Annotated in this window: 16 protein-coding genes; 10 read left to right on the top strand and 6 right to left on the bottom strand. The window is 73.1% G+C overall.

All coding sequences use genetic code 11. The features are described from left to right. Positions 1 to 6 precede the first annotated feature (6 nt). The 5 genes from N5875_RS05860 (at position 7) to N5875_RS05880 (ending at position 8,652) form a co-directional block, all read left to right on the top strand. Positions 7 to 501 carry an SAM-dependent methyltransferase gene (locus N5875_RS05860; protein WP_338492094.1) on the top strand — a complete coding sequence of 165 codons (495 nt, stop codon included), beginning with the start codon at positions 7 to 9 and terminating at the stop codon, positions 499 to 501. A gap of 106 nt (positions 502 to 607) precedes the next feature. After that, positions 608 to 1,720, top strand: a complete 1,113-nt coding sequence (locus tag N5875_RS05865) for a DUF5954 family protein (RefSeq protein WP_338492096.1) — start codon at positions 608 to 610, stop codon at positions 1,718 to 1,720. Between the two features lie 408 nt (positions 1,721 to 2,128). Beyond that, entirely contained in the window at positions 2,129 to 3,007 is an 879-nt protein-coding gene (locus tag N5875_RS05870; protein ID WP_318209586.1) for a GNAT family N-acetyltransferase, read from the top strand. 787 nt (positions 3,008 to 3,794) lie between these two features. Further along, complete coding sequence (locus tag N5875_RS05875; RefSeq protein ID WP_318209792.1) at positions 3,795 to 5,489, top strand: S8 family serine peptidase; 1,695 nt, start codon at positions 3,795 to 3,797, stop codon at positions 5,487 to 5,489. A gap of 226 nt (positions 5,490 to 5,715) precedes the next feature. Beyond that, the gene (locus tag N5875_RS05880; protein WP_338492097.1) at positions 5,716 to 8,652 is read left to right on the top strand and encodes a LuxR family transcriptional regulator; all 2,937 of its coding nucleotides are present in this window, start codon (positions 5,716 to 5,718) and stop codon (positions 8,650 to 8,652) included. On the opposite strand, the gene N5875_RS05885 is transcribed toward N5875_RS05880, so the two are convergent. After that, entirely contained in the window at positions 8,642 to 9,508 is an 867-nt protein-coding gene (locus N5875_RS05885; protein WP_338492098.1) for a caspase family protein, read from the bottom strand. The genes N5875_RS05880 and N5875_RS05885 overlap by 11 nt on opposite strands. Before the next feature lie 120 nt (positions 9,509 to 9,628). Between N5875_RS05885 and N5875_RS05890 the strand changes: the two genes are divergently transcribed. The 3 genes from N5875_RS05890 to N5875_RS05900 all read left to right on the top strand — a co-directional run bounded on the left by N5875_RS05890 (position 9,629) and on the right by N5875_RS05900 (position 17,231). Continuing rightward, complete coding sequence (locus N5875_RS05890) at positions 9,629 to 10,516, top strand: DNA/RNA non-specific endonuclease (RefSeq protein ID WP_318209589.1); 888 nt, start codon at positions 9,629 to 9,631, stop codon at positions 10,514 to 10,516. Between the two features lie 174 nt (positions 10,517 to 10,690). Next, positions 10,691 to 16,144 (top strand): trypsin-like peptidase domain-containing protein, encoded by a 5,454-nt coding sequence (locus tag N5875_RS05895; RefSeq protein ID WP_338492100.1) that lies wholly within the window; start codon positions 10,691 to 10,693, stop codon positions 16,142 to 16,144. Between the two features lie 7 nt (positions 16,145 to 16,151). Continuing rightward, the gene (locus N5875_RS05900; RefSeq protein ID WP_318209591.1) at positions 16,152 to 17,231 is read left to right on the top strand and encodes a serine protease; all 1,080 of its coding nucleotides are present in this window, start codon (positions 16,152 to 16,154) and stop codon (positions 17,229 to 17,231) included. Here N5875_RS05900 and N5875_RS05905 read toward each other — a convergent pair. Further along, positions 17,228 to 17,905, bottom strand: a complete 678-nt coding sequence (locus N5875_RS05905) for a 1,4-alpha-glucan branching protein (protein WP_318209592.1) — start codon at positions 17,903 to 17,905, stop codon at positions 17,228 to 17,230. The genes N5875_RS05900 and N5875_RS05905 overlap by 4 nt on opposite strands. 157 nt (positions 17,906 to 18,062) lie before the next feature. On the opposite strand from N5875_RS05905, the gene N5875_RS05910 reads away from it, so the two are divergent. Both N5875_RS05910 and N5875_RS05915 read left to right on the top strand, forming a co-directional pair. Then, complete coding sequence (locus N5875_RS05910; RefSeq protein ID WP_338492102.1) at positions 18,063 to 19,352, top strand: serine hydrolase domain-containing protein; 1,290 nt, start codon at positions 18,063 to 18,065, stop codon at positions 19,350 to 19,352. A 41-nt stretch (positions 19,353 to 19,393) separates the two neighbouring features. Continuing rightward, a complete protein-coding gene (locus tag N5875_RS05915; protein ID WP_338492104.1) occupies positions 19,394 to 19,861 on the top strand; it encodes a GreA/GreB family elongation factor in 468 nt (155 codons plus the stop codon). Here N5875_RS05915 and N5875_RS05920 read toward each other — a convergent pair. From N5875_RS05920 to N5875_RS05935, 4 genes are all read right to left on the bottom strand, one after another. Then, positions 19,858 to 21,327: an NAD(P)/FAD-dependent oxidoreductase gene (locus N5875_RS05920; RefSeq protein ID WP_338492106.1), complete on the bottom strand. Its 1,470-nt coding sequence runs from the start codon at positions 21,325 to 21,327 to the stop codon at positions 19,858 to 19,860. The two genes, N5875_RS05915 and N5875_RS05920, sit on opposite strands and share 4 nt — an antisense overlap. Positions 21,328 to 21,403: 76 nt before the next feature. Then, the gene (locus N5875_RS05925) at positions 21,404 to 22,039 is read right to left on the bottom strand and encodes a DUF1345 domain-containing protein (RefSeq protein WP_318209596.1); all 636 of its coding nucleotides are present in this window, start codon (positions 22,037 to 22,039) and stop codon (positions 21,404 to 21,406) included. Between the two features lie 5 nt (positions 22,040 to 22,044). Continuing rightward, positions 22,045 to 22,926, bottom strand: a complete 882-nt coding sequence (locus tag N5875_RS05930) for a family 1 encapsulin nanocompartment shell protein (RefSeq protein WP_318209597.1) — start codon at positions 22,924 to 22,926, stop codon at positions 22,045 to 22,047. A gap of 6 nt (positions 22,927 to 22,932) precedes the next feature. Next, positions 22,933 to 23,919, bottom strand: a complete 987-nt coding sequence (locus tag N5875_RS05935) for a Dyp-type peroxidase (protein ID WP_318209598.1) — start codon at positions 23,917 to 23,919, stop codon at positions 22,933 to 22,935. Positions 23,920 to 24,003 lie beyond the last annotated feature (84 nt).

Genomic DNA, 24,003 nt, shown 5'->3' on the forward strand with positions numbered 1-24,003 from the left:
GGCACTGTGCGTGAACAGGGTCGGTCGGACCTGTCGGTGTCGGTTGTCGTGTCACGGCCCATTGCCTCGGTCGTGGACGGCAGGGACGAGTTGCGCGAGCGTGGCTGGGGCCGCGAGGCCGCGGTGATTCGTTTGGACGGTTCCCGGTTCGGCCCTGAGTCGCTGTCCGGCCTGGAGCAGTTTTCTCACCTTGAAGTCGTGTTCTTCTTCGACCGCGTGCCGGAACAAGACATCGATTGGCGTGCCCGCCGAGTGCCCGGACATGAGGACGAGCCGATGGTGGGGATCTTCGCCCAGCGCAGCAGGCGTCGCCCCAACCGACTGGGGGTGTCGCGGTGCCGACTCGTGGCGGTGGACGGTTTGGACGTTCACGTCACCGGGCTCGATGCGGTGACCGGGACGCCCGTGCTCGACATCAAGCCGTGGGTCCAGGAGTTCGGTCCCCTCGGTGACGTGCGGCAGCCGGAGTGGGCCTCCGAGCTGATGCGCGGCTACCACTGAGGACAGCATGCGGCTGCCGGCGCAGTCCTCCGCCCGGGACGGTGGTTTCGGGAGGCGATCCGGGGAATCCGTGACGGGCACGCGTCGGTGCCGCCACGATGGTGGGATGAGCGGACAGCGTGTGGGACCGGGCGGTTGGCCGGTGGTGGTGCGGGTTCCGGTGGAGCCGGTGGAGGCCGCGATGGAGGCCGACGCCCTCGACGCGGCGGCGCGCAACAGTGCTCTGGCGGTGCGGGGGCCGCTGTTCGGGGTGGCCGCGCAGGGCGTGGAGGATGACGGGCGCCGATGGCGGGTGGTCGTCGAAGTCGCCCACGGCTGCCCCCAGGAGGCCCGGGACGGGCTGAACTCCCTGCTGTGGTTCCGGGCGAAGGACGAGGCGAAGACCACGGAGGAGCGGCGTGCGCTGCTGGCGGCGGTCGCCCGGCTGGAGAGCGAGGTCGTCGACGAACTCACCGTGCTCGACACCCGATATCGCGTGGTGAGGGCGGAGGAGTACGCCGGCCTCGACGAGCACGGCGACATCGAAAAGCCACGGCCCACCGACCCCGAACCCCCCGCCCCCGACTGGAGTCCCGGCGCCGGTGCCCGCAGCCCGAGAATCGACGACGGCCTCGTCCTGGACCCTGACGCACCTCTGTCCCCGCTCCAGGCGGCGGAGCGACTGTCCTTGCGCCCCCTCGTCTACACCGGCAGCAGGTTCCCCGATCCTGTACTGCGGGACTCCGCGCGGGCGGTGGAGACCCACCCCGATGTCCTGCTCATGCCGACGGCGTTCGCGATCGTCGAGCGGTCGGGCAGCGGGCCCTGGACACCGGGCAGCGGCCTGCAAGCCACCGCCCACGACGCACGCCGGGTGCTGTCCTTCGCCCTGACCTGGATGGAACCGCGCACGCGCGGCCTGATCCCCTACGACGCCGCAAGAGACGTCGACGCAACCACCGTCGTCGCAGCGAACACCAGCCCCGCCGTGAAGGAACTCGCGCCGTTCGCCCGAGCCGGGGAGCGGCTGCGTGAAGGCCGGTGCAACGAGGTCGAGGTGAACGGCACCGTCTCCCGGATCGCCCGCACCCGCCGCCTCCTCCGCTGGGGCCCCGACGGACCGGAAGGCCCCCGCCCGTCCGACATCAACACCCACGCCCCCGAAGCCCTCCACCCGCGCCTCGACGAAGGCGGCACCGTCCACTTCGAAGAGCACGCGGAGGACGAAGCCACCTCGTGACGTACGAGCGGCTCTCACCGCGACCGGCCATGCGGCAGACCCCGGTGTGGACGCTGTCCGGCAGACGGCGGCCGCGCTCCCGGAGGTAGGACGGGGACCCCCTCGGGGCCCACCCGGTTCGGCAGGTCCGGGGCCCACTCGGTTCGGGGCCCACCCGGTTCGGCCGGTCCGGGGCCCACCCGGTCCGGCGGCGGCTCGGGCCTTGTTCGGCGAAGCCGCCCGCGGCCGGAATCGATCGGCCGTGGGCGGGGGCGGTCGCGCGGGGCGCTATGCTCGGCGCGCTTTGCCCGGCTTTCCCCAGGAGTTCTGTGCGGGTTTCACATGGTCCTGCGGTCCGAGCCTCCCGGTCTCCCGGGTCCCGTTTCCCGATCGCGTACGCGCCCGCTCCCGGCTGTTGAAGGGATCCCCATGGCCTCCGCCTCCGCCTCCTCATCCTCCGGCTCGCTCTCCGTCTCCCCCGCCACCGAGCGGGACTGGGCGCTCGTGCGTTCCTGGGCGGCCGAGGAGGGGTGGAACCCGGGGCTCTCGGACGCCGCGCCGTTCTTCGCGCAGGATCCCCGGGGGTTCTTCCTCGGCCGGGTCGACGGGGAGCCCGTATCCGCCATTTCGGTCGTCACCTACGACGACGCGTACGCGTTCCTGGGCTTCTATCTCGTACGCCCCGAACTCCGCGGCCTCGGTCACGGTCTGGCCACCTGGCGGGCCGCGCTCGCGCATGCCGGTGACCGGGCCGTCGGGCTCGACGGGGTGCCCGCGCAGCAGGACAACTACCGGCGTTCCGGCTTCGCGACGGCGTACCGCACGGCGCGTTACGTGGGTGAGGTCCCGGCCTCCGACGGCCCGGTGGCCGGTGTGGTGCCCGCCGGGTCGGTGGACCCGGCCGTCCTCGCCGCGTACGACAACGCCTGCCACCACGCCGACCGGCCGCGTTTCCTGGCCGCCTGGCTGACCACGCCCGGCCATCGTGCGCTGGTACGGATCGTCGACGGACGTCCGACCGGGTACGGGGTGGTCCGGCCGGCGCAGGACGAGGCGCGGGTGGGGCCGCTGTTCGCGGACACCCCGGCCGACGCGGCCGCCCTGCTCGACGCGCTCGCCGCCGAGGCGCGGGAGTTCGGCTCGGCGCGGATCGCGGTCGACATGCCGGAGTCGAATCCGGCGGCGGCGCGGCTGGCCGAGGAGCGGGGTCTGGAGCCGACGTTCGAGACGGCCCGGATGTACACGGGCCCGGTCCGCCCGGTGGCACGCGAGCGCGTGTACGGGGTGACGACGCTCGAACTCGGCTGAGGCCGCCCCCTCCGGGGCCTCGCCGCCGGCCGCCGACGGATCCCGACCCCAGACGGCTCCCGGCCGCCGTCCACTACCGGCCCCCGACGGCTCCCGGCCGCCATCGGCTCCCGACCCGCGACTGCTCGCGGCCCCCACGGCTCGCTGCCCTCGACGGCTCCCGGTCGCCCCGTCGTGGGGCCGCCCTCGGGCCCCCGCCAAGTGGTGTGTACCTTTCCCCTTGAGCAGGTACGTACCTGCTCGACCGAAACACGTCTGGTCCGGCAGGTCGGCCGGGCGTGATCCGGTCGCTCGGTGCGTGTGTGACGTGGTGCCGACTCCCGTGCCCGCACCCCCGGTCACACCCCCGGTCGCACCTCCCCTCACCGACCCCCCGCCGCCCCGTGAGGGGTGACAAGGGTTTTCCCCGTATCGGGTTCACCCCCCCGTTCCCTACTGTCCTCCGCACCGGCAGATATCATCCCCCGACCGCACCCTGACAGGTGCATGCGGAGGGTGGTGTCCGCCGGTGGCGGCCTTGACCCGGGCCGTCGCGCCGGTGGCGGCGCACGGGCCCCCCAGCCCAGGGAATGCCGGATCGCGACCCCACTTCGCCCCTGTGTCCCGCGCCGCCGCCACTGCTCCGCAGCTACGTCGTACTCGAAAGGGCCACACCTTGAACGGTTCCAGGCGGAGAGTCATATCCGTGGTCGCGAGCGCCGCGATCCTCGGTGCCGCTGCCACGACCGGGGCGATCGCCGCCGCCCCGGGCGCTGCCACCCCGAAGCCCGCACCGGCTTCGCAGACGATGCGGGCGCTCCCCAGCGCCCCGGTCGAGAAGGTCATCGTCACCTACAAGAGCCAGGCCGCCGAGGCCGGCTCGAACACCGCCGCGAAGAGCGACACGGCCGAGAAGGCCGCGAAGACGGGCGAGCAGCTCTCCTTCGAGCGTCGTCTCGCCGGCGGTGGCGCCCTGGTCGACCTGGGCGACAGCGCCAGCAAGCAGGACGTGACGGAGGTCATGGCCGCGTTCCGCGCCGACCCGTCCGTCGCCTCGGTCGAGCCCGACATCCGCGCCTACGCGATGGCGGTCACGCCGAACGACACCGACTACGCCAAGCAGTGGGACCTGTTCGAGCCCACCGGTGGCATGAACGTTCCTTCGGCCTGGGACAAGACGACCGGCTCCGGCGTCACCGTCGCCGTCATCGACACCGGCTACGCGGCCCACTCGGACCTGGCGACCAATGTCGTCTCCGGTTACGACTTCATCTCGACCTCCGCCGACGCCCGCGACGGCAACGGCCGTGACGCGGACGCGAAGGACGAGGGCGACTGGAACGCCACCGCCGGCGAGTGCGGTCTCGGCTCGACGGCGTCCAACTCCTCCTGGCACGGCACCCACGTGGCCGGCACCATCGGCGCCGTCACGAACAACACCAAGGGCATCGCGGGCATCGCGTACAACGCGAAGATCCAGCCCGTGCGGGTGCTCGGCAAGTGCGGCGGCTCGTCCGCCGACATCGCCGACGCCATCACGTGGGCCTCCGGCGGCACCGTGCCGGGCGTCCCGGCCAACGCCACCCCGGCGAAGGTCATCAACCTGAGCCTGGGCGGCGCGAGCGCGACCTGCCCGAGCGTCTACCAGACCGCGATCAACGGCGCCGTCTCGCGCGGTACCACCGTCGTCGTCGCCGCGGGCAACAGCAACGCCAACGCCTCCGGATTCACCCCCGCGAACTGCGCGAACGTCATCAACGTGGCGTCCACCAGCCGTGAGGGCAACCGGTCGTACTACTCCAACTTCGGCGCCATCGTGGACGTGGCCGCGCCCGGCGGCGAGACCCGTCGCTCGACCGACACGCCCGGCACCGTCACCACCCCCGAGAACGGCATCTACTCCACGCTGAACTCGGGCGCGACCACCCAGTCGGTCGAGAACTACAAGCCCTACCAGGGCACGTCGATGGCGGCGCCGCACATCGCCGGCCTCGCCGCCCTGCTGAAGTCGGCCAAGAGCACCCTCACCCCGGCCGAGATCGAGTCCGCGATCAAGGCCAACGCCCGCCCGCTGCCCGGCACCTGCACCGGCGGCTGCGGCACCGGCATCGCCGACTCCGCGAAGACCGTCGACGCCGTCACCACCACCCCGCCGGTCGGCACCGTCTTCACCAACGCGACCGATGTGACGATCTCGGACAACACCACCGTGTCGTCCTCGATCGCCGTCACCGGCCGCACCGGCAACGCCCCCGCCGCCCTCAAGGTCGGCGTGGACATCAAGCACACCTGGCGCGGGGACCTGGTCATCGACCTGATCGCCCCCGACGGCACGGTGCGCAACCTCAAGGCGTCCTCCTCGTCGGACAGCGCCGACAACGTCCTCACCACGTACACGGTCGACGCGTCGAGCGAGGTCGCCAACGGCACCTGGAAGCTTCAGGTCCGCGATGTGGCCACGGGTGACACCGGCTACATCAACTCGTGGAGCCTGACCTTCTAAGGCACCACCGCTCCACCACTGAACCACCCCCCACATCAGCATCATTGCTGGTCAGCGACGCGCTCGTGGTCTATACCACGGGCGCGTCCTGGCGTTTCGGCCGCCGTGCCGCCGGGGCGCGGTGTCCGTATGCCGGACACAAGGCCTGGACTCCCCCGGTGGGCTCCGTATTCTCTGCCCACGGGGCTCATGGGCCGAGGCCCGAGCGCGCCGGAGGTGATGGACAGTGACGACAGCTCCGTACCTCGCCCTGCGCCCCACGGGTCCGGGGGGACCCCCGGCGCCGGTGGGCCGCGAGGAACTCCTCGCGCGGCTCGAACGCGCCCTCCACACCCGGGGCCGTGCCCTGCTCACCGGACCCGCCGGTGTCGGCAAGACCGAGCTCGCGCTCGCCGAGGCGACCCGTGCCGAGGCGCGTGGCGAGACCGTGCTGTGGCTGGCGACCCTGCCGTCCGACCGCGAGATACCCGGGGCGTCGGCCGCCGCGCTCGTGGCCTCGGTGGCGGCGAGCGTGCACCTGCCGGAACCCGGCGGCGCCGGGCGCCGTGAGTCCCGGCCGGCCGACACGGCACCCGCCGGGCCCGAGGTCTCCGCGGTCTTCGACGAGCTGCCCGGACCCCAGCGCACCGCCGTCGCCATGCTCTGCCGCGAGGCACCGCTCGACGCGGGCGGCTGGGACCCGATCGCGCTCCGGCTCGGCATCGCCCAGATCCTCCGCACCCTGACCCGCCGGGGGCCCGTGCTCCTCGTCGTCGACGGCGTGCAGCACGTCGACGCGGACAGCGCGGACCTGCTCCGCTTCGCCCTCCACCTCGCGCCGCCCTCGCTGCGGGTGGTGGCCGTCGAGACACCGGAGCCGTACGGCGAGGCCGGCGAGCCCTACCGCGCGCCCCACCGCCCCGACGATCCGCACGCCGCCCACCTCTGGGTGCCGTCCGAGGCGGACGTGCTGCTCGTGCCGCCGCTGCACGCCGACGAGATCGCCGAACTCCTCATCCACCACCGGCTGCCCTCCCGGATGGCCGGCCGCATCCACCGCGCCAGCGGTGGCAATCCGCGGCTCGCGCTCGCCGTGGGCCGCTCGCTGGCCGACGCACGGACCCCCGTGCACCACGCGGAGGCGCTGACGCTCTCCGGGCGCGCCCGCGACCTCGCCCGCCAGCTGCTCGGCGCCGCACCCCTCGCCGTACGGGAGACGCTGCTGCTCGCGGCCCTCGCGCTGCGCCCCTCGTCGACGCTGGTACGGCGGGCGGGGCGGCCCAACGCGGAGGCGGACCTCGCGGCGGCCGAGCGGGCCGGACTCGTGTCGCTCGCCGAGGACGGATCGGTGACCTTCACCGCCGGGCTGCTGCCCTCCACCCTGGTGCACGACGCCTGTTGGGCCGAGCGGAGCGCCGGGCACGCGGCGCTCGCGGAAGTCGTGGACGACCCCGTCGAGGCGGTACGGCACCGGGCCCTCGCCACCGACAGCCCGGACGAGGACCTCGCGGCCGAGGTCGCGGCCGCCGCCGATCTGGCCCGGCGCCGCGGAAACAGCGCGCTCGCGGCCGAACTCGCCCTGCTGGCCGCCGAGTCGACGCCCGGACGGCACGGGACGCGGCGGATCGCGCGGCTCGTCGACGCCGCCGAGGAGGCCGCCCGCGCGGCCCGCGCCGACCTCGCCATGCGGGCCGCCACCGATCTGCTCGCCCGTGACGCGGTGCCCGCCGACCGGGTCAGGGCGCGGCTCGCCGTCCTCGACACCGCCGGGCAGGGCCTGACCGGGCTCGACGAGATGTACGTCCACGCCATGGAGGACTCGGAGGGCGACACCGCCCTGCGGGCCGCCGTACAGCTCCGGCTCGCCGTCAAATACGTGCTGGCGGACGGCGATCCGCAGCGCTCGCGGACGGCGGCCGTCGAATCGGCCGCGCTCGCCGCCTCCATGGGCGATCCGCGGACGGCGGCGCAGGCGCTGACCGTGCAGGCGCGCATGGAGCGGGCCCTCGGCGCACCGGACGCGGAAGCGGTGCTCGCGCAGGCCCGTGCCCTGGAGTTGGCCGAGCGGCCGCTGGGAATCCGTAACGCCGCCCAGATCCTGACGATCCGTCACGCGCTGTTCGACGATCGTCTGACGGACGCCCGCGACGAACTCAACGCGCTGCTTCCCCTGGTCCAGCGGCGCGGTTCGGTGGAGGACACCATCGAGCTGTTCTCCACGCTGGCCGCCGTCGAGTCCCGCAGGGGCGCCTGCGCGGCCGCCCTCGCGCACGCCGGGCAGTCCCTCGCGCTCACCCTGGAGGCAGGCCTCTCCCCCGGCCCCGCCTGGTACACACTGGCGCTCGCGGAGACGGCCGGCGGCAGTTTCGCGCGGGCGGCGAGCTACGCCCGGCGCAGCGTCCAGGCCTCGGAGGAGGAGGGGGACCGGGTGTTCCTCTCCCGGAGCCGGTACGCGCTGGGCCGGGTCCAGCTGATCAACGGGGACGTCGCCGCCGCCCTGGAGACCCTGCGGCGCGTCCAGGCCGACGAGCGTGCCCAGTCGACCGTGGACCCGTCGATGCTGCGCTGGCACGAGGAACTGGCCGAGGCGCTGCTCGCCCACGACGCGGGCGACGAGGCCCTGGCGCTCCTCGACGAGGTGCGGCCGGTGGCGGCCCGGCTCGGCCGGTCCACGGTCCTGCTCGGCTGCGACCGGGCGTACGCCCTGTGGCTCGCGGCGGAGGGGCGTACGGACGAGGCGGCTCAGCTGCTCACCCGCACGGCCGAGGCCTTCGGCCGGGCCGGGCTGCCGCTGGAGCGGGGGCGGGCGCTGATCGCCCTGGCCCGGGTGGAGCGCCGCAGACGGCGCCGGTCGGCGGCGCAGAGCGCGCTGCAGACGGCGGCCTCGGTGTTCGAGCGGGCCGGAGCGACGCCGTGGCTGGCCCTGGCGTGCGACTCCCCGGCGGGCGCGGTGGGTGAGAGCCCCGGCGGCGGTTCCGGGGGTGAGGAAGCACTGCCCGCGCTGTCCTCGCTGACGGAGGCCGAGCTTCGGCTCGCCCGTCTGGTGGGGCAGGGCGCCAGTAACCAGGAGGCGGCGGCGAAGCTGTATCTGAGCGTGAAGACGGTCGAGGCGCGGCTGACCCGGATCTACCAGAAGCTCGACGTCCGCTCGCGGGCGCAGCTGGCGACGGCGCTCAGACCGTGAACGGCCGTTGGTCCACGAACCGCGGGTCCGGGGTGCCGGTGAGGTAGAGGTTCGGGCTCTGGGTCGGGGGCAGTCTGCGCTGGATCGCCCGGTGGAAGTCGCGGTAGCCGCCGCGGAAGGCGCCGTCGTCCCACACCTGGAGCAGCGCCCCGGTGAAGGCGCCGTTGACGTCGCCGTCGGAGGCTTCCTGGTTGTCCTGGCAGGCCGAGACGAGGAGCGCGTCCGGGCCCGCTCCGTCCCCGGGGCCGGTCTCGGCGAGGGAGCGCCGGAGCTCGGTGTAGAAACCCCGGTCGCGCTCGTAGAGCTGCCGCTGCTGGGGCTCGGGCATGAAGCGGGCGGTGGCGGCCCCCGGTCCGCCAGGGATCTCGATGCTGCTGCCGCTGTGGCAGCAGTCGAAGAAGGAGACGATCCGTACGTCGTCGGCGAAGGCGCTGAAGGCGCGCTGGACCTCGTCGTCGAGGAACTGCCGGTCGTAGAGGACGAGGGTCTCGTCGAGCGCGTCCGGTTCGTGGTCGGAGCCGGCGCCCGTACCGGTCTCGGTGCCCGTGCCCGTGCCCGTGCCGGTGCCGGTCGAGCCGTCGTTCACGTCGGGCAGCTGGCCGCCGTGGCCCGAGTAGCTGAAGAGCAGGATGTCGCCGGGGCCGAGCCGGGCGGCCGCCTCGCCGAGCACGGCGGTGACGTTGGCGACGGTCCCTTCGGGGGTGAGCAGGACCGTGCTCTCGAATCCGGCGGCACGGGCGAGCCGCGCCATGTCGTGGGCGTCGTTCTCGCAGGCGATCAGGGTGCCTTCCCAGCCCTCGTAACGGGCGGGGTCGACGCTGTTGAGTCCGACGTGAAGGGCGAGTCCGGTGGCCATGGGGTGCCTCCTGACGGAAGAGGAGGAAGGCGGGAGGGCGGAGAGGTACCGGGGGCGTCTGATCGAGTGGCCTGCGGTCCGGCACCGAGCGCGGCCCTCTCCACGCGGTACCTACATCGTATGAACCCTTCCGATCCCCCGCCCCCTCCGGGGCCGGACGCCGCCCGCCGCGCGGCGCTCGCCGACCGCACCGGCTACGACGAGGCCTTCCTCGGTCCGGTCGTCCCGCTGCCGCTCCCGGTACGGCAGTCGGTCGGGACGGTGATCCTGCCCTACACCCACTTCACCGTGGTCTTCCGGCCCGACCGGCGGCTCGCGGCCTCGACGGCCGTGGGCATCGAGGGACGGGAGCTCCAGGAGGACGTACCCCGGGACGACGACTGGAAGTTCGACCCGCGGCTGCCCCGGGAGCAGCAGGCCGGCGACGACATCTACGAGAACAACAGCCTCGACCGCGGCCATCTGGTCCGCCGCCTCGACCCGGTCTGGGGACCCTCGGCCGTGGCCGTACGCGCCTCTGCGGACACGTTCCACTTCACGAACGCCGCTCCCCAGGCGGACGTCTTCAACCAGGGCAGGCAGGTCTGGCAGGGCCTGGAGAACTATCTGCTCGACCACGCCGCCGACTTCGACCGGAAGCTGACCGTCCTCACGGGCCCTGTGCTCCACGACTCCGACCCGCCGTACCGGGGGATCCAGGTGCCCATGCGCTTCTGGAAGGTGGCGGCGTTCCTCCAGGACGGGGCGCTCGCGGCGGCCGCGTACGTGCTCGACCAGAGCCCCGACCTGAGCCGGGACGCGGAGCGGGCGCTCGCGGGGGCGACGACCGGCGCGCCGCCTCCGCTCGGCCCGTTCCGTACGTACCAGGTGCCCGTCTCGGACGTCGCGGAGATCACGGAGCTGGAGTTCGGGCCGCTGCCCGATGTGGACGTGATGCCGGCGACGCGGGCACCCGAGGAGCGGTGGCGGCGCCTGGAGTCGTACGAGGACATCGTGCTGCATCCCTGAGCCGCACCTCGCGGGCACCACTGCCCCGCCACGCGCGCCCGTCCCGTCCCGTCCCCACAGCGATTGCGACCGTTCGGGGCCGGTGAAACGATGGGAGGGTCGGGCCGTCCGGCCCGATCACGTCCCGGCGCCGGAGCGACCGGCGCTGCGCCAAGAGCGCCGGGCAGGTGCGGAATGCCGCTCACCGAAACCGAGTGGGGACTCGTCGCCAGTTGGGTGCGGGACCACCTCCTCGACACCCCCGAACCACGCGAGAAGCTGCTGAGTTCCGGCCTCCCGGCCGATTTCGTCGACGACCTGCCGCTCACCCCGGAACCCGACCGGAACGCCCTTCTGGTGGTCGCGGCCGCCCGCCGGGACATCGCCCACCAGCGTCGGCTGCTCGCCGTCCTCACCGGTCTCGACACGCTGGGCGCCATCGACTCCCCGCACCTCTTCGAACAGGGCGCCGAGGCCCGGAACCTCCTCGTCCGGCTGCGGGAGGACGAGAGCCTGCGGCGCTCGCCGCGGGACCCCTTCCACAGCCATCTCCTGAAGCACGGGACGGCGGTCTTCCTGGACCGGTCCGAGCTCCGCGAGAAACTGCGGGGCTTCCTCGCGGACCCGGAGCAGACGGTGTTCATCGTCGACGGTCCCCCGGACAGCGGCCGCTCCTACACGTACGAGTTCATCCGACACATGGGCCAGCACGAGGACTTCCGTCCGATACGGGTCACCCTGTCCCGTACGTCGACGGCGGCGGGTCTGATGGAGCGGCTGTCGGCCTTCGTCGCGGGGCCGACGGCCGAGGGATTCCCGTTGAACCCCACACGGTTGAACGATCCACTGCCTTGTCTGGAGGACGCGGCGCACCGGATCGTCGCGCGTGCCACCGCGGCCGAGGGCCGCTTCTGGCTGGTCCTCGACGACTGCGACCGGCTCGACCCGCACTCGGACGTGTGGGACGCCATCGGCGTCCTGGCGCGGGCGATCTACGAGCACACCCCGGTGCGCGCCGACAACGTGCCCCGTCTGGTGCTGCTCGGGTACGCCACGACGATGCGCCAGCTCCCGTACGAGATCCGCAAGAACGAGTGCCGGGACACCACGCGTCTCGCCGACGAGGGCGATCTCCGCACCTTCTTCCGGGAGTTCTTCACCGACACCACCTCCCCGGGGCAGGAGGACACCGTCCGGGCGCTGACCGAGACGGCCGTGGCCGAGGTGCTGCGTGCCGTCGACTCCCCCTCGAACGGTGACAGTTACATGCGCAGGCTGTGTACGGCCGTGGAGGACGTCGTACGGCTCCACCGGGCGCTGCCGCCGACCGCGCCGGGTTCCGACGGGGTCGCCCGCCTCCTGCGCGACGCCCTGCGCGCGAGCCTCACCGCTCCCGCCGCCGCCCTGCTCGATCCACGCCGCTCCTACCGGGAAGCCGCCTGCCTGCTCCAGGAGTTCGACCCGGCGCTGCTCCGTCTGCCCGGCGAGGAGCGGTCCACCGGGCGGGCCGTCCTGGAGCTCGTCGACGACAGCACCGCGCTGCTCTCCCCCGGGGCGACGGTCTGGACGCTGAAGCCCGAGGTCCGCGAGGCGGCCCTCGCGGGCCTCGCGGGCCCCGGGGCCGCGCTGGACGTCCTGCGGACCAATATCGGCCTGCGGCCCGAGGGCCCCGGCCCGGAACGCACGGCCCTCGCCCTCCTCACCGGCACCGGAGCGGCCCTGCCGCCCGCGGACCTCCAGGCCCGGCCCCAACCGCAACCCCAGGCTCCGGCCCCACCCGACGCGCGGGCCCACCCCCAGCCCCACCTGGACGACGTCGAGGAGCTGTCCCACACGCTTCAGGCCGTGCTCTGGCTGAGCCGGGTGCCCGGCGTGACGGGGCTGCCCCCCGTCGACGAGGTCCAGCAGCGGCTCGAAACGGCCCGGCTGCTCCAGCCGATGCACCGGCTGATCCGGGGCACCTTCCACGGCCGCACCGCCGAACTGGACGCCCTGCACGCCTACATCGCGCTGCCCGAGGAGCCGGCGGAACCCCCGATACTCCTCCACGGCATCGGCGGCATCGGCAAGAGCACCCTGCTCGCCAAGTTCCTCGTCGACGCCCTGACCGCGTCGCCCACCGGATTCCCCTTCGCCTACATCGACTTCGCGCGTCCCACGCTCTCCGTCCACGAACCGGCCACCGTGATCGCGGAGATGGCCCGGCAGCTCGGGATCCAGCATCCCGCCCTGCACACCGAGTTCGAGGCACTCGCCGACGAGTGCGAGCGGACGGCGGCGGACCAGCGCGGGGAACGCAACGAGCTCGACGAACTCCATCAACTGGCCGGCATCCGGGCCACTCTCGCCCGCGACTACTCTGCCGACTTCCACACCCGCGCCAGCGCCCGGGAGCAGGACCTCGCGCGCCGGATCGCGTCCCTGGTCGCCGCGGCCGTCCGGCCGGCGTCCGGCGGGGCTCCGCCGCCGTTCGTCGTCGTTCTCGACTCCGCCGAGGAGGCCCAGTACCGGGGCTCCCCTCTCATCTCCCGGATGTGGGCCATCTGGACGGCGCTGCGGGCGGACTACTCCCGTCTCCGGTTCATCGTCTCCGGACGGGCTCCGTTCGACCATCCGGCCCGGGTCCTCACCCCGCGCACGATGGAGCTCAGCGAGCTCGACCACCAGGCCTCCGTGGACCTCCTCCTCTCCTCCGGGGTCGCCGACGAGGCGCTCGCCGAGGACCTCGCGGAGCGGATCGGCGGCCATCCGCTGAGCCTCAAGCTGGCGGCCCGCACGGCGGTCACCGTGGGCGGCGACTCCCCCTCGCTCGGCGGGCTGCTGCGCGGACTCCCCTCCCGGCGACGCTACTTCGACCGCCAGGTCGACCAGATGCTCATCCAGGGCACGCTGTACGACCGCATCCTCAAGCACATCGCGGAGGACGACGTCCGGGCCCTCGTCCAGGCGGGCCTCGCGCTCCGCTTCATCACCCCCGACCTCGTCCGGGAGGTCCTCGCGGGCCCGGCGGGGCTGGATGTGGAAAGCGCCGCGGAGGCCCGGCGGCTCTACGGGCTGCTCACCTCGCGCGTCGACCTGATGGAGTCGGCCGGACCCGACGCCATCCGGCACCGGGCCGATCTACGGGCCATCATGCTGCGTCTCTCGGACCGTGCGCGGACCGATCTGATGCGGGCCGTCGACCGCAGCGCCGTCGCGTACTACGCGGTCCGCGAGGGAGCCAGGAACCGCGCCGAGGAGATCTACCACCGCCTCCGGCTCGGCGAGAACCCCCGTACGGTGGAGGAGCGTTGGGATTCCGACGTCGCCACCTACCTGGGCGGTTCGACCCATCTGGAGATGCCGCCCCGCTCGGCCGCCTTCCTCCTCGGCCGGATCGGTGGCCACGTGCCCGACCAGATCATGACCGAGGCCGACCAGGAGGACTGGGAGCGGATCGCCACGCGCGAGGTCGAGGACCTGCTCACCCAGGGGTATGTGGAGGCCGCCGCGCAACGGCTCGCGGAGCGGCGCCCGTGGACGCCGTGCAGCCGGCTGCACGCGCTGCTCGCCGAGACCCTCGCCCGCTCCGGGCGGACGGCCGAGGCACGCGCGAGCGCCGAGCGGGACGTGGACCGGGCCGGGGAGGCCGGCTGCGCGGAGACCCAGCTCGAACTGCTCCAGCTGTCGGCGCGGCTCGCCCAGGACTCGGGCGACTTCGCGGACGCGGACCGGGACCTCCAGGAGGCCGAGGAGATCGCGGCGGGTCTGGGGCTGCGGTTCGAGTCCCTGGGCATCCTCGTCGCCCGGTCGCGACTCGCCGGCCTCTCGGACGTCGACGCCGCCCCGTCGCGGGAGCGGCTCGCCCGGACGCTGCGCGGGATGCCCGACGCCGACCTGGCCCGGCAGCCGTCCCTGGCCCGTACGGCGGCGGCCACGGCCTGCCCGGAGGATCCCCGGATCCTGGAGCACACCCTGCGGCTGGTGGGGCTTCCGGCGGACGAGGAGACGGTGGTGACCGAGCTCGCCCGCTGGATCGACACCACTCTCACCGACGAGCCCGGACTCCGCCGACCGCTGACCCGCATCCTGGAGACGGCGGCCGGAACACTCGCCGCGTTCCCGGGTGACACGCCGCCACGCCTGGACCGCGAGCGGATCGAGTGGGACCTGCGGGAGGCGCGGCGGCGCGGCACCCTGGACAGTGTCGCCCGGGAGGCGCTCACGCTCCGGGACGGCAGCGGGACCCTGTTGCTCGGGGTCGCCTCCGCGATGAACGCGGGTCCACTGCCGCACGAAGCGGCGTCACCGGACGCGGCCGGAGGCGTACCGGGCGGCGGGTCCGCGGGCGACCGTGCCCCTGCCGGCAGAGCGTCTGCGCCCTGGGCGGGCCCCCGTTCCCGTCCCCGTCACAGCGGTACGGGTCTGTGGACGCGACCACCGCCGAACGCCGCCGGGGCCGCGCTCCGCAAGGAGCCGTTCCTGCCCCAGGAGGAACTCGTCCGGGTCCGCAACGCCGCCATGGAGGCGGGGCTCGCCGACCGGTCCCTCCGCCCGTTCCTGCTCAAGGGCATCCCCGGCAACTTCACGGCCACGCTCGAACCGCTGACCGACCCCCGCGAACAGATCCACGCCGACCTGAACGCGATGAACCAGGTCGAGCGGCTGATCGACGGACTGGTGCCGCTGGAGATCTGGCTGCACAACGCGATCGAGGAGACCCGTGAACCGGGCCCCCGCGCCGTCCTGCAGAGTGCCCTCGACTCCGTCGCCCGCGCGATCACGGGCGAGGCGGAGCTGCCGGCGGAGATGATGCCCGGGGAGATGAAGGAGGAGATCGTCTTCCAGGACGACACCGTGCCGTACGGGTTCCTGCACGGCGGCATCCGGGCCGGTGCCTCCGTCGCGCTCCTCCGCATTCCCCCGTACGAGTCGGGCGCGCCGCTGCTGCCGTCCTATCCGCACGGCGGCACGGGCTGGATGATCGCCCCCGACCTGCTGATCACCAACCACCATGTGGTGATGGCCCGTTCCGCCGAGCACCCGGGCGTCCGTCCGTACGTGAGCGACGAGGACCTGCGCCTCCAGGCGCTCATGTCCCGTTCCCGCTTCGACTTCGTCGAGGAGGCGGCGGTCGCCCCGGAGGCGACGGCCGGTGAACTCGCCGCCTGGGACGCGGGACTGGACTACGCCATCGTCCGGCTCGCCCCCGACCAGGAGCGCCGCCCCACGCTCCGGGTCGCCACCCGGCCGCTGCTCGTCGGCGAGCGGCAGCGCGTCCCGGTCAACATCATCCAGCATCCGGGCGGGCTGCCGAAGCGGGTCGCGCTGCGCAACAACCTGGTCTACCGGGCCGACGAGCACGACATCCTGTACTTCACCGACACCCGAGGCGGCTCCTCCGGCTCCCCGGTCTGCCTGGACGACTGGACGGTGGTGGGGCTGCACCGGGGGACGCGGAAAGTGGACGAGGTCGAGTTCCAGGGCGCCAGGACACGGTTCGTGAACGTCGGCACGCAGATGAGCGGCATCCTCGCCCATCTCAGGGAGTTCACCCCGGAGTTGTACCAGGAGATCATGGCGGCCCAGTCGGGCCGGCCGACGCCGACACGCGCGGCGAACGGGCCGAGCGGAGCCAGCGAAGCGAACGGGAACGGGAAGCCGAGGTGAGTGAACCATGCCGAACGGATCACAGGGCGGGTCGCCGGTCGCGACCGCCACCGAGCGGATCTTCGGTGATCTGCGGGAGGTCGCCGCGCGGGTGCGCGGCCAACTGGAGGCGGAGATCGCGGAGTCCACGTTCGAGCTTCCCGCCGACGTGGCACCGGCGGCCGAGATCTCCCGCTTCGCCCGCGAGGAGCGGGCGCGCGTCCTGGAGGCCGGGGTCAGCGGACTCGAGAAGCTGGCCGCACACCGGGAGGACGAGCTCGACGGCGACGAGTCCTTCGGTGTGGAGGCGATCGTGCTCCTGGAGGGACGTCCGGCGATCCTGGTGCAGCGCCAGGACTTCGCCCCGCAGCACGACGAGTGGGCGATTCTCGACGGCCACCGGCCCGCGATCCGTGAGTCCCTGGCCCGGGTCGGCCGGGTGGAGGTCACCGGCCATCCGCGGCTGGACTGGATCGGCACGGCGTTCCTCGTCGGCCCGCGCGCGGTCATGACGAACCGTCATGTGGCGGTGGAGTTCAGCCGGTCGGCGGACGGCGACGGCCGGTGGGTCTTCGAGTACGGGATGTCGGCGCGGGTCGACCCGGCGGAGGAACTACCGCTCGCGGGTGAGCCGCCCGGGGCCGCGGCGGCGTACGAGATCACGGAGATCATCGGCATCCACCCGGACGTCGACATGGCGCTGCTGCGGATCGAACCGTCGGCGGACGGCGGCCTGCCCACCCCGCTCGCGGTCGCCGCGGACGCCCCGGCGAGCCTCCCGGGCCGACAGGTGTACGTGGTCGGCTACCCGGCCTGGGACGGCCGGCGCAACGAGCCGGAGTCGATGCGCCGGATCTTCATGGACGTCTACAACGTGAAGCGGCTCCAGCCGGGTGCGGCCACCGAGTTCACCCCGGGCGGGCTGGTCCTGAAGCACGACTGCTCGACCCTCGGCGGCAACAGCGGCTCCCCGGTCTTCGACCTCACCGACCACCGCGTCCTCGGCCTCCACTTCGGCGGCCGCTACGGCACGGGCAACTTCGCCGTCCCGCTGTGGGAGCTGGTGGACGACCCGCTGCTGACCGCGGCGGAGGTCAACTGGGTCTAGGAGTCGAGTCCGGTGAAGGGGACGGCGACGGCGAACACGCCCCGGACGGCGGTTCCGTCGGCGAGCCGCCACTCGGCGGTGACCCCGCCGTCGACGTCCGGGGCCACGTCCGTGCCGGCGTCGAGGACACGCCGTACCCGCAGGGTCAGCGGGGCGGGCGCGTCGGGGGTCCGTACCACCACGTCCGTGTGGTCGGGGCCGTCCGTGACCCGTACGAGCTCCGCGTCCGCCGCACCCGCGGTGTCCTCCACCGCCACCGGCGAGACGGCGACGGTGAGGTCCGGAACGTCGGACTGGGACTGGGCCTGCGCCTGGGCGCGGCCGGTGAGGAGCGCGTACAACTGGGCGACGAGCACCGGGTCGTGGGCGCCGTCGTAGATCCAGCGCGTGCCGAGGACCCCGTGCTCGGACGTGCCGACGAGGGCGTGCTCGGCGCCCTCCAGCGGCCCCCCGCGATACGTCAGGGGGACGAGGTACGTGGTGGCCCCGTCACCCTCGCCGTCGGTCACCGCCATGAACTCGATGCCGACCTCGCCCGCCGGGTCGTCGAGCCGGAACCCGCCGACCCGCGCCGGTCGCACCTCCCCGCCCGTGTGCCACTCCCGGGTGGGGAGCCACTCGGTGAGCAGTTCCAGCTTGGTGGGCTCCATGGTGGTCCTGTGGATGACGGCCATCGTGCGGGTCTCCCTCTCGTCGCGGGTCCGGCCCACGTCCTCCGCGGTCCGGGCATCGGCAACGTAACAGACCGCTCCGCGGAGTCACCGTGCGAGGCGGGACGCCCCGGCCTAGCCTGGAGGTGGAGTGTTGTCCCCGGCCGGCAGGAGGCCCGCCGTGAGGTGCTCACGCACATGCCGCAGGCGACTCTGCGCGGGAATCGCGGCCTTCGGAATCCTCGTCGCCCCGTTGGGAGCGGGCGCCGCCCTCGCCGCCGAGCCACCCGCCCCCGGCTCCTACGCGGCGGTCGGCCAAGGCCGACCCGCCGTGCCCGGACCGTACTTGGCTGCCGCACCAGCGGTTCAGGGTGACTTCCCCGAACTCACCCCGGCCGTCGCCGAGCGCCTGGACAAGGCGATCCAGGACGTCATGAAGGAGGCCGGCGTCCCGGGTGTCACGGTCGGCCTCTCGGCGCCCGGCAAGGGCACGTACATCCGCTCCTTCGGCGTCGCCGACAAGGACACCGGGCAGTCGATGCGGCCCAACCTGTTCATGCGGATCGGCAGCGAGACCAAGACGTTCACGGTGACCGCGCTCCTCGAACTCGTCGACCAGGGCAAGGTGAGCATCGACGACCCGATCTCCCGGTACGTCGACGGCGTACCGAACGGCGACAGGATCACCCTGCGCAACCTCGCGTCCATGCGCAGCGGGCTCTTCAACTACTCGGCGGACGAGGACTTCTACAAGGCGCTCACCCAGAACCCCGATCGCCCCTTCACCCCGCGGGAGTTGCTCGACTTCGCGTTCAAGCATCCGGTCCAGTTCCAGCCCGGGGCCGAGTTCGACTACTGCAACACCAACCTGATCCTGCTCGGGCTCGTCGTGGAGAAGGTCAGCGGCACGCCGCTGCACGAGTTCATCCAGAAGAACGTCCTGGACCCGGCGGGCCTGGACCACACCGTCTTCCCCACCGACGCCACGATCCCGAACCCGCACGCCCACGGCTACACCGTCCAGACCGCGTCGGGCCAGGTCGAGGACGCCACCGACTGGAACCCCTCCTGGGCCTGGGCGGCCGGCGCGATGATCTCGAACCTCCAGGACCTGCGCACCTGGGCGGGGGTGGTCGCCACCGGCACGCTGCTCACGCCGAAGACCCAGGCCGAGCGCCTCAAGGTCTATCCGACGGACATCCCCGGCGCCGGTTACGGGCTCGGCATCTTCAACATCCAGGGCTGGATCGGCCACAACGGCTCCCTGCCCGGGTACGAGTCGCTGACGATCTACCTGCCGGAGCCGCGGGCCACCCTGGTCGTCCTCCTCAACACGGACACGCTGCACGACGACAACGAACCCAGCACTCTCTTCGGGCAGGCCATCACCCGCATCGTGACCCCGGACCACGTCTTCGACATCCCGGTCACGGCGGCGGCCCCGAGCAGCCCGAGCCCCAGCAAGAACTGACCCCCGGCACGTCATCGTGCCGCCGCACCACGGGAGCAGGAATGACCGGTGGACCCGAGCCCATCAGCGCCGTCGCCCGCGAGGCACTGGAGCGGGAGCTCGACGATCTCCGCACCGAACGCGAGTCCGTCGCCGTCACCCTCCGGGGCGGAGGCGGCGACCAGACGGGCGACCGGGCCGACGAGGCCGACGAGCTGGAGCGCGCCACGGAACTCGACCGGCTCGACCGACGTATCGACGACATCGAGGGGCGGCTGCGCGAGGCGGACGCCGCGGGCGCGCCGCGTACCGACGCGATCGGCGTGGGCAGCACCGTGACCGTGCGGTTCGAGGACGGGGCGGAGATGACCGTCCAGATCGGCGAGGTCGCCGCCGTGCTCGACCGGACGATGGTCACCTCCGACAGTCCCCTCGGCGGCGCGCTGCTCGGTCACCGCGCGGGCGATACCGTCACGTACGTGACACCCGAAGGGCCGACGACGGCGGTCGTGCTGTCCCTGGGCGACTAGCCGGCATGCGGGACACGGCGCCCCGGACGGTGACCGCCCTGCCACGCGGGACGCGTCCCGAGGTGGCGCAGCGCCGACGCGGCCGCTCCGGCGCCGCACATGCCGTGGGCGCCGGGGCCGGGCGGGGTGGCGGCCGAGCAGAGGAACACGCCGGGCAGCCCCGTGGTGTACGGGTCGAGCGCGGGGCGGGCGCCCAGGAGGAGTTGGGGGACGGTCTTGGCTCCGGTGAGGATGTCGCCGCCGACGAAGTTGGGGTTGGCGGCCGCGAAGTCGGCGGGGCGGGTGACGTGTCGGCCCACGATGCGTTCACGGACACCGGGCGCGAAGCGTTCGAGCTGCCGGAGGATCGACTCCGTGGCGTCGCCCTCGTAGCCGTACGGGACATGGGCGTACGTCCAGACGGGGTGGACGTCGCCGACGGACCGGGCGGGGTCGGCGAGGTACTGCTGCCCGACGAGCACGAAGGGCCGCTCCGGCATCCGACCCTCCGTCACCTCCTTCTCGGTGAACGCCACTTCGGCGAGACGGCCGCCGAGGTGCACGGTGCCGGCGCGCCGCGCGCGTTCGTCCCTCCAGGGCACCCCGCCCTCGACGGCCAGGTCGACCTTGAAGGCGCCGGGGCCGCGGCGGAAGCGTCGGTACGCGGCTGACACCCGGGCCGGCAGCCGGTCGCCGTAGAGGCGCGCGACCTGGCCCGGGTCGAGGTCGAGAAGGGTCACGTCGGCGGGCGGGAGCTGCCGGCGGTCGGTGATCCGTACGCCGGTGTGGATCGCGCCGCCGTGCTCGGCGAGTACGGCGGCCATGGCGCGCGCGATGGACTGCGAGCCGCCTTCGGCGACGGCCCATCCGGCGGCGTGACCGGCGGTGAGGATGCCGAGCCCGATGGCCGAGCTGAACGGATCGCCGAGCGGGCGGAAGGAGTGCGCCGCGACGCCGGCCCACAGTGCCCGCGCCTGCGGCGTGCGGAAGAGCCGGGCGAGGGCCGAGGCGGGCAGGACGGTCGGCAGACCGAAACGGGCGAGCTTCAGGGGATGCGCCGGGATCCGGAGCAGCGGGCCCATGACGTCGTCGGCCAGCGCGTCCCACCGCCGTACGGAGGGCTCCACCAGGGCGCGGTAGCGGGCGCCGTCGACGCCGAGCCCGGCGGCGGTCTCCGCCACGGACCGGAGCAGGACACCGGCTGTGCCGTCGTCGAGGGGGTGGACGCAGTCGATCTCGGGCTGCCGCCAGCGCAGCCCGTGGCGCTCAAGCCCGAGCGAGCGGAGGGCGGGGGAGGTGACGGCCATCGGGTGGATGGCGGAGCAGTGGTCGTGCAGCAGTCCGGGCAGGATCGCCTCGAGACTGCGGGTGCCGCCGCCGATCTCCTCGGCGGCCTCCAGGACGGTGACCTCCAGGCCTTCGCGCGCGAGCAGGGCGGCGGCGGCGAGCCCGTTGGGCCCGGCTCCGACGACGACGGCCGTGGTCATGAGGCGGTCTCCAGGGGGCGGAGTCGACGTGGTCTCCAGGGGACGACGTCCGGCGGCGTCTCCTTGGGGGGCTGCCTCAGCCGGTGACGATGCCCGTGACGAGGTTGATGGTGGTGGCCAGGATACTCGCGCCGAAGACGTACGACAGCAGGCAGTGACGGAGCGCGATCGCGCGGATCGTCGTGCTGGAGACGTTGGTGTCGGAGACCTGGTAGGTCATCCCGAGGTTGTAGCTGAAGTAGAGGAAGTCGCTGTAGCGGGGCGGCTCCCGGGAGTTGAAGTCGATCCCGCCGCCGGGTCCCAGGTAGTAGATGTACGCGTACCGGGTGGCGTACATCAGGTGCAGCGCCGCCCAGGCCATGAACACCCCGGCGAGCGCGGTCGCCGCGGCGGCGTGACTCAGGTCCGACCTGCCGACCAGGAGCAGGACGACGATGCCGACGAGTCCGCCCACCGCCGTCCCGACGACGGCCAGTTCCTCGACGACGGGCCGGAACTCCTCGCGGCGTACGTTGCGGCGGGTGGTGGTGGCGTCCATCGGCCACAGCGTGATCCACCCGGTGACGACGAAGATCGTCTCTCCGACGGCGATCGCGGAGAGCACGCCCAGCGGCGCGTGGGTGGAGGCACCGACGACGGCGCCGACCGCCGCCGCGACCAGCGCCGAGACGACGAGCCGGGGCACGGCGGAGAGCAGCAGGGGACTCTTCATGGCGCTCAGGCCCCCGGTGCCTCCAGGACGACCACGGCCTCGTCCGTGTACGTACGGAAGGTCAGCGTCTCCTGGAAGTACAACTGCACGCTGTACGCGTCGTGGCCCGTGTAACCGATCGCCAGGTCCTGGCCGAGGATCAGCTCGAAGTCGCCGCCCCGGGTGGACAGGACGAAGCCGCCGCTGAGGGCCGGCGCCCAGATGGGCGAGCCGTCGAGCATCCGGCCGAGGTGCGCCGCGATCGGATAGCCGTGGTCGGAGGTCTCGCTGACCGCCCGGTACTCGTCGGCGCCGAGGAGCAGCGCGTAGGGGCCGTCGACGCCGGCGAGGCGCAGGGCGGTCAGGGCGCGGCTGACGGCGTCGGGGTAGTCACGCGGCTCGGCGGGCAGCTGGACGACCGGGTTGGAGGACCTGGCCCGCAGTCCGTCGACGCCGGCCGCCCCGTACCCGTCGAAGATCGTCCGGTCCTCGACGAACGCCATGGCCCGCGCCGCGTCCTTGACGGGCTGCCAGTCGGAGTCCTTCGAGCCGCGCTCGACGTCGTCGACGGCGCCCCGGTCGACGGTGAAGGGCACCCTGAGTTCGAACAGCGGCTTCGCCTCGCGCAGGCGGGCGGTGACGCCGGGGGCGGGCGAGCCCATGTCGCTGAGGTGTCCCGTACCGACGGCCGCGAGGTCCGGGCCTCCGGGGTCGGGGACGTCGACGACGCGGCGGCCGGCGACGTTGCGGCGGAAGGTGCGGCGGGCCTCCTCCTCGATCTCGGCCCAGGCCGCCGGGGTGATCGGGGCGAGCTCGCGGTGCAGGTTGCTGGTGTCGAGGCCGAGGTACGGGGCGCTGGTGGGGCCCGGGGTCGTGGCGTCGGGGGTCGTGGCGTCGGGAGTGGTCATGGGGAGTCAGGCTCCTTTCAGGCTGCCGATGCCCAGGGAGTCTCCCTGGCGGACGGCGGCGTCCGGCGGCGCGGCGGGCAGGTCGTCGAGGAGGTCGGCGCTCGGCACGAAGAAGAGGCCGCCGGTCACGGCACGGGAGAAGTCGAGGATGCGGTCCGTGTTGCCCGGGGGATCTCCGAGGAACATGTTGCGCAGCATGAGTTCGGTGACGGCGGGGGTGCGCGCGTAGCCGATGAAGTACGTGCCGATCTCGCCGGCGCCGGCTCGGCCGAAGGGCATGTTCGCGCGGAAGATCTGCTGGGAGACGCCGTCCTCGTCGACGATGGTGTTCAGCGCGACGTGCGAGTTCGACGGTTTGACGTCGTCGGGCATCTCCACGTTGGACGCCTTGCCGCGTCCGATGATCTGCTCCTGCTGTTCGACGGTGAGCGCGTCCCAGGCCGGCATCTCGTGCAGGTACTTCTGCACCATGACGTAGCTGCCGCCGCGGAAGTCGGGATCCTCGTCGCCGATGTGGACGGCCGCGGCCGCCACCTGGCCGCCCGGGTTCTCGCTGCCGTCGACGAAGCCGAGGAGGTCGCGCTCGTCGAAGTACGCGAAACCGTGGACCTCGTCGACGACGGTCACGGCGGTGCCCAGGCTCTCGACGATCAGCCGGGCCAGTTCGAAGCAGAGGTCCATACGCCGGGCACGTACATGGAACAGCAGGTCACCGGGGGTGGCCGGGGCCCGGTGACGGGGGCCCCTGAGGGCTGGGAAGGGGTGGAGCTCCCGGGGACGCGGACCGCCGACGAGCCGGTCCCAGCCCTCGGATCCGATCCCGGCGACGCAGGTGAGGCCGGAGTCGGGGGAACGGAACGCGACCGACCGGGTCAGCCCCGACAGGTCCTGGAGCGCGTCCCGCGCCGTGGCCTCGCCGCCGGGGTTGACGGTGGCCACGAGGAACACGGCCGCCCGGGAGGGCGGGACGACGACGGGTTGTACGACGACCATGGGACTCCCGCCGAGAGGCAATGACGTTCAGAGGCAATGACGTACAGAGGCAACGCGGTACAGCGGCAATGAGGTACAGCGGCG

This window comes from Streptomyces sp. SJL17-4 (assembly GCF_036826855.1).
GTDB lineage: Bacteria > Actinomycetota > Actinomycetes > Streptomycetales > Streptomycetaceae > Streptomyces.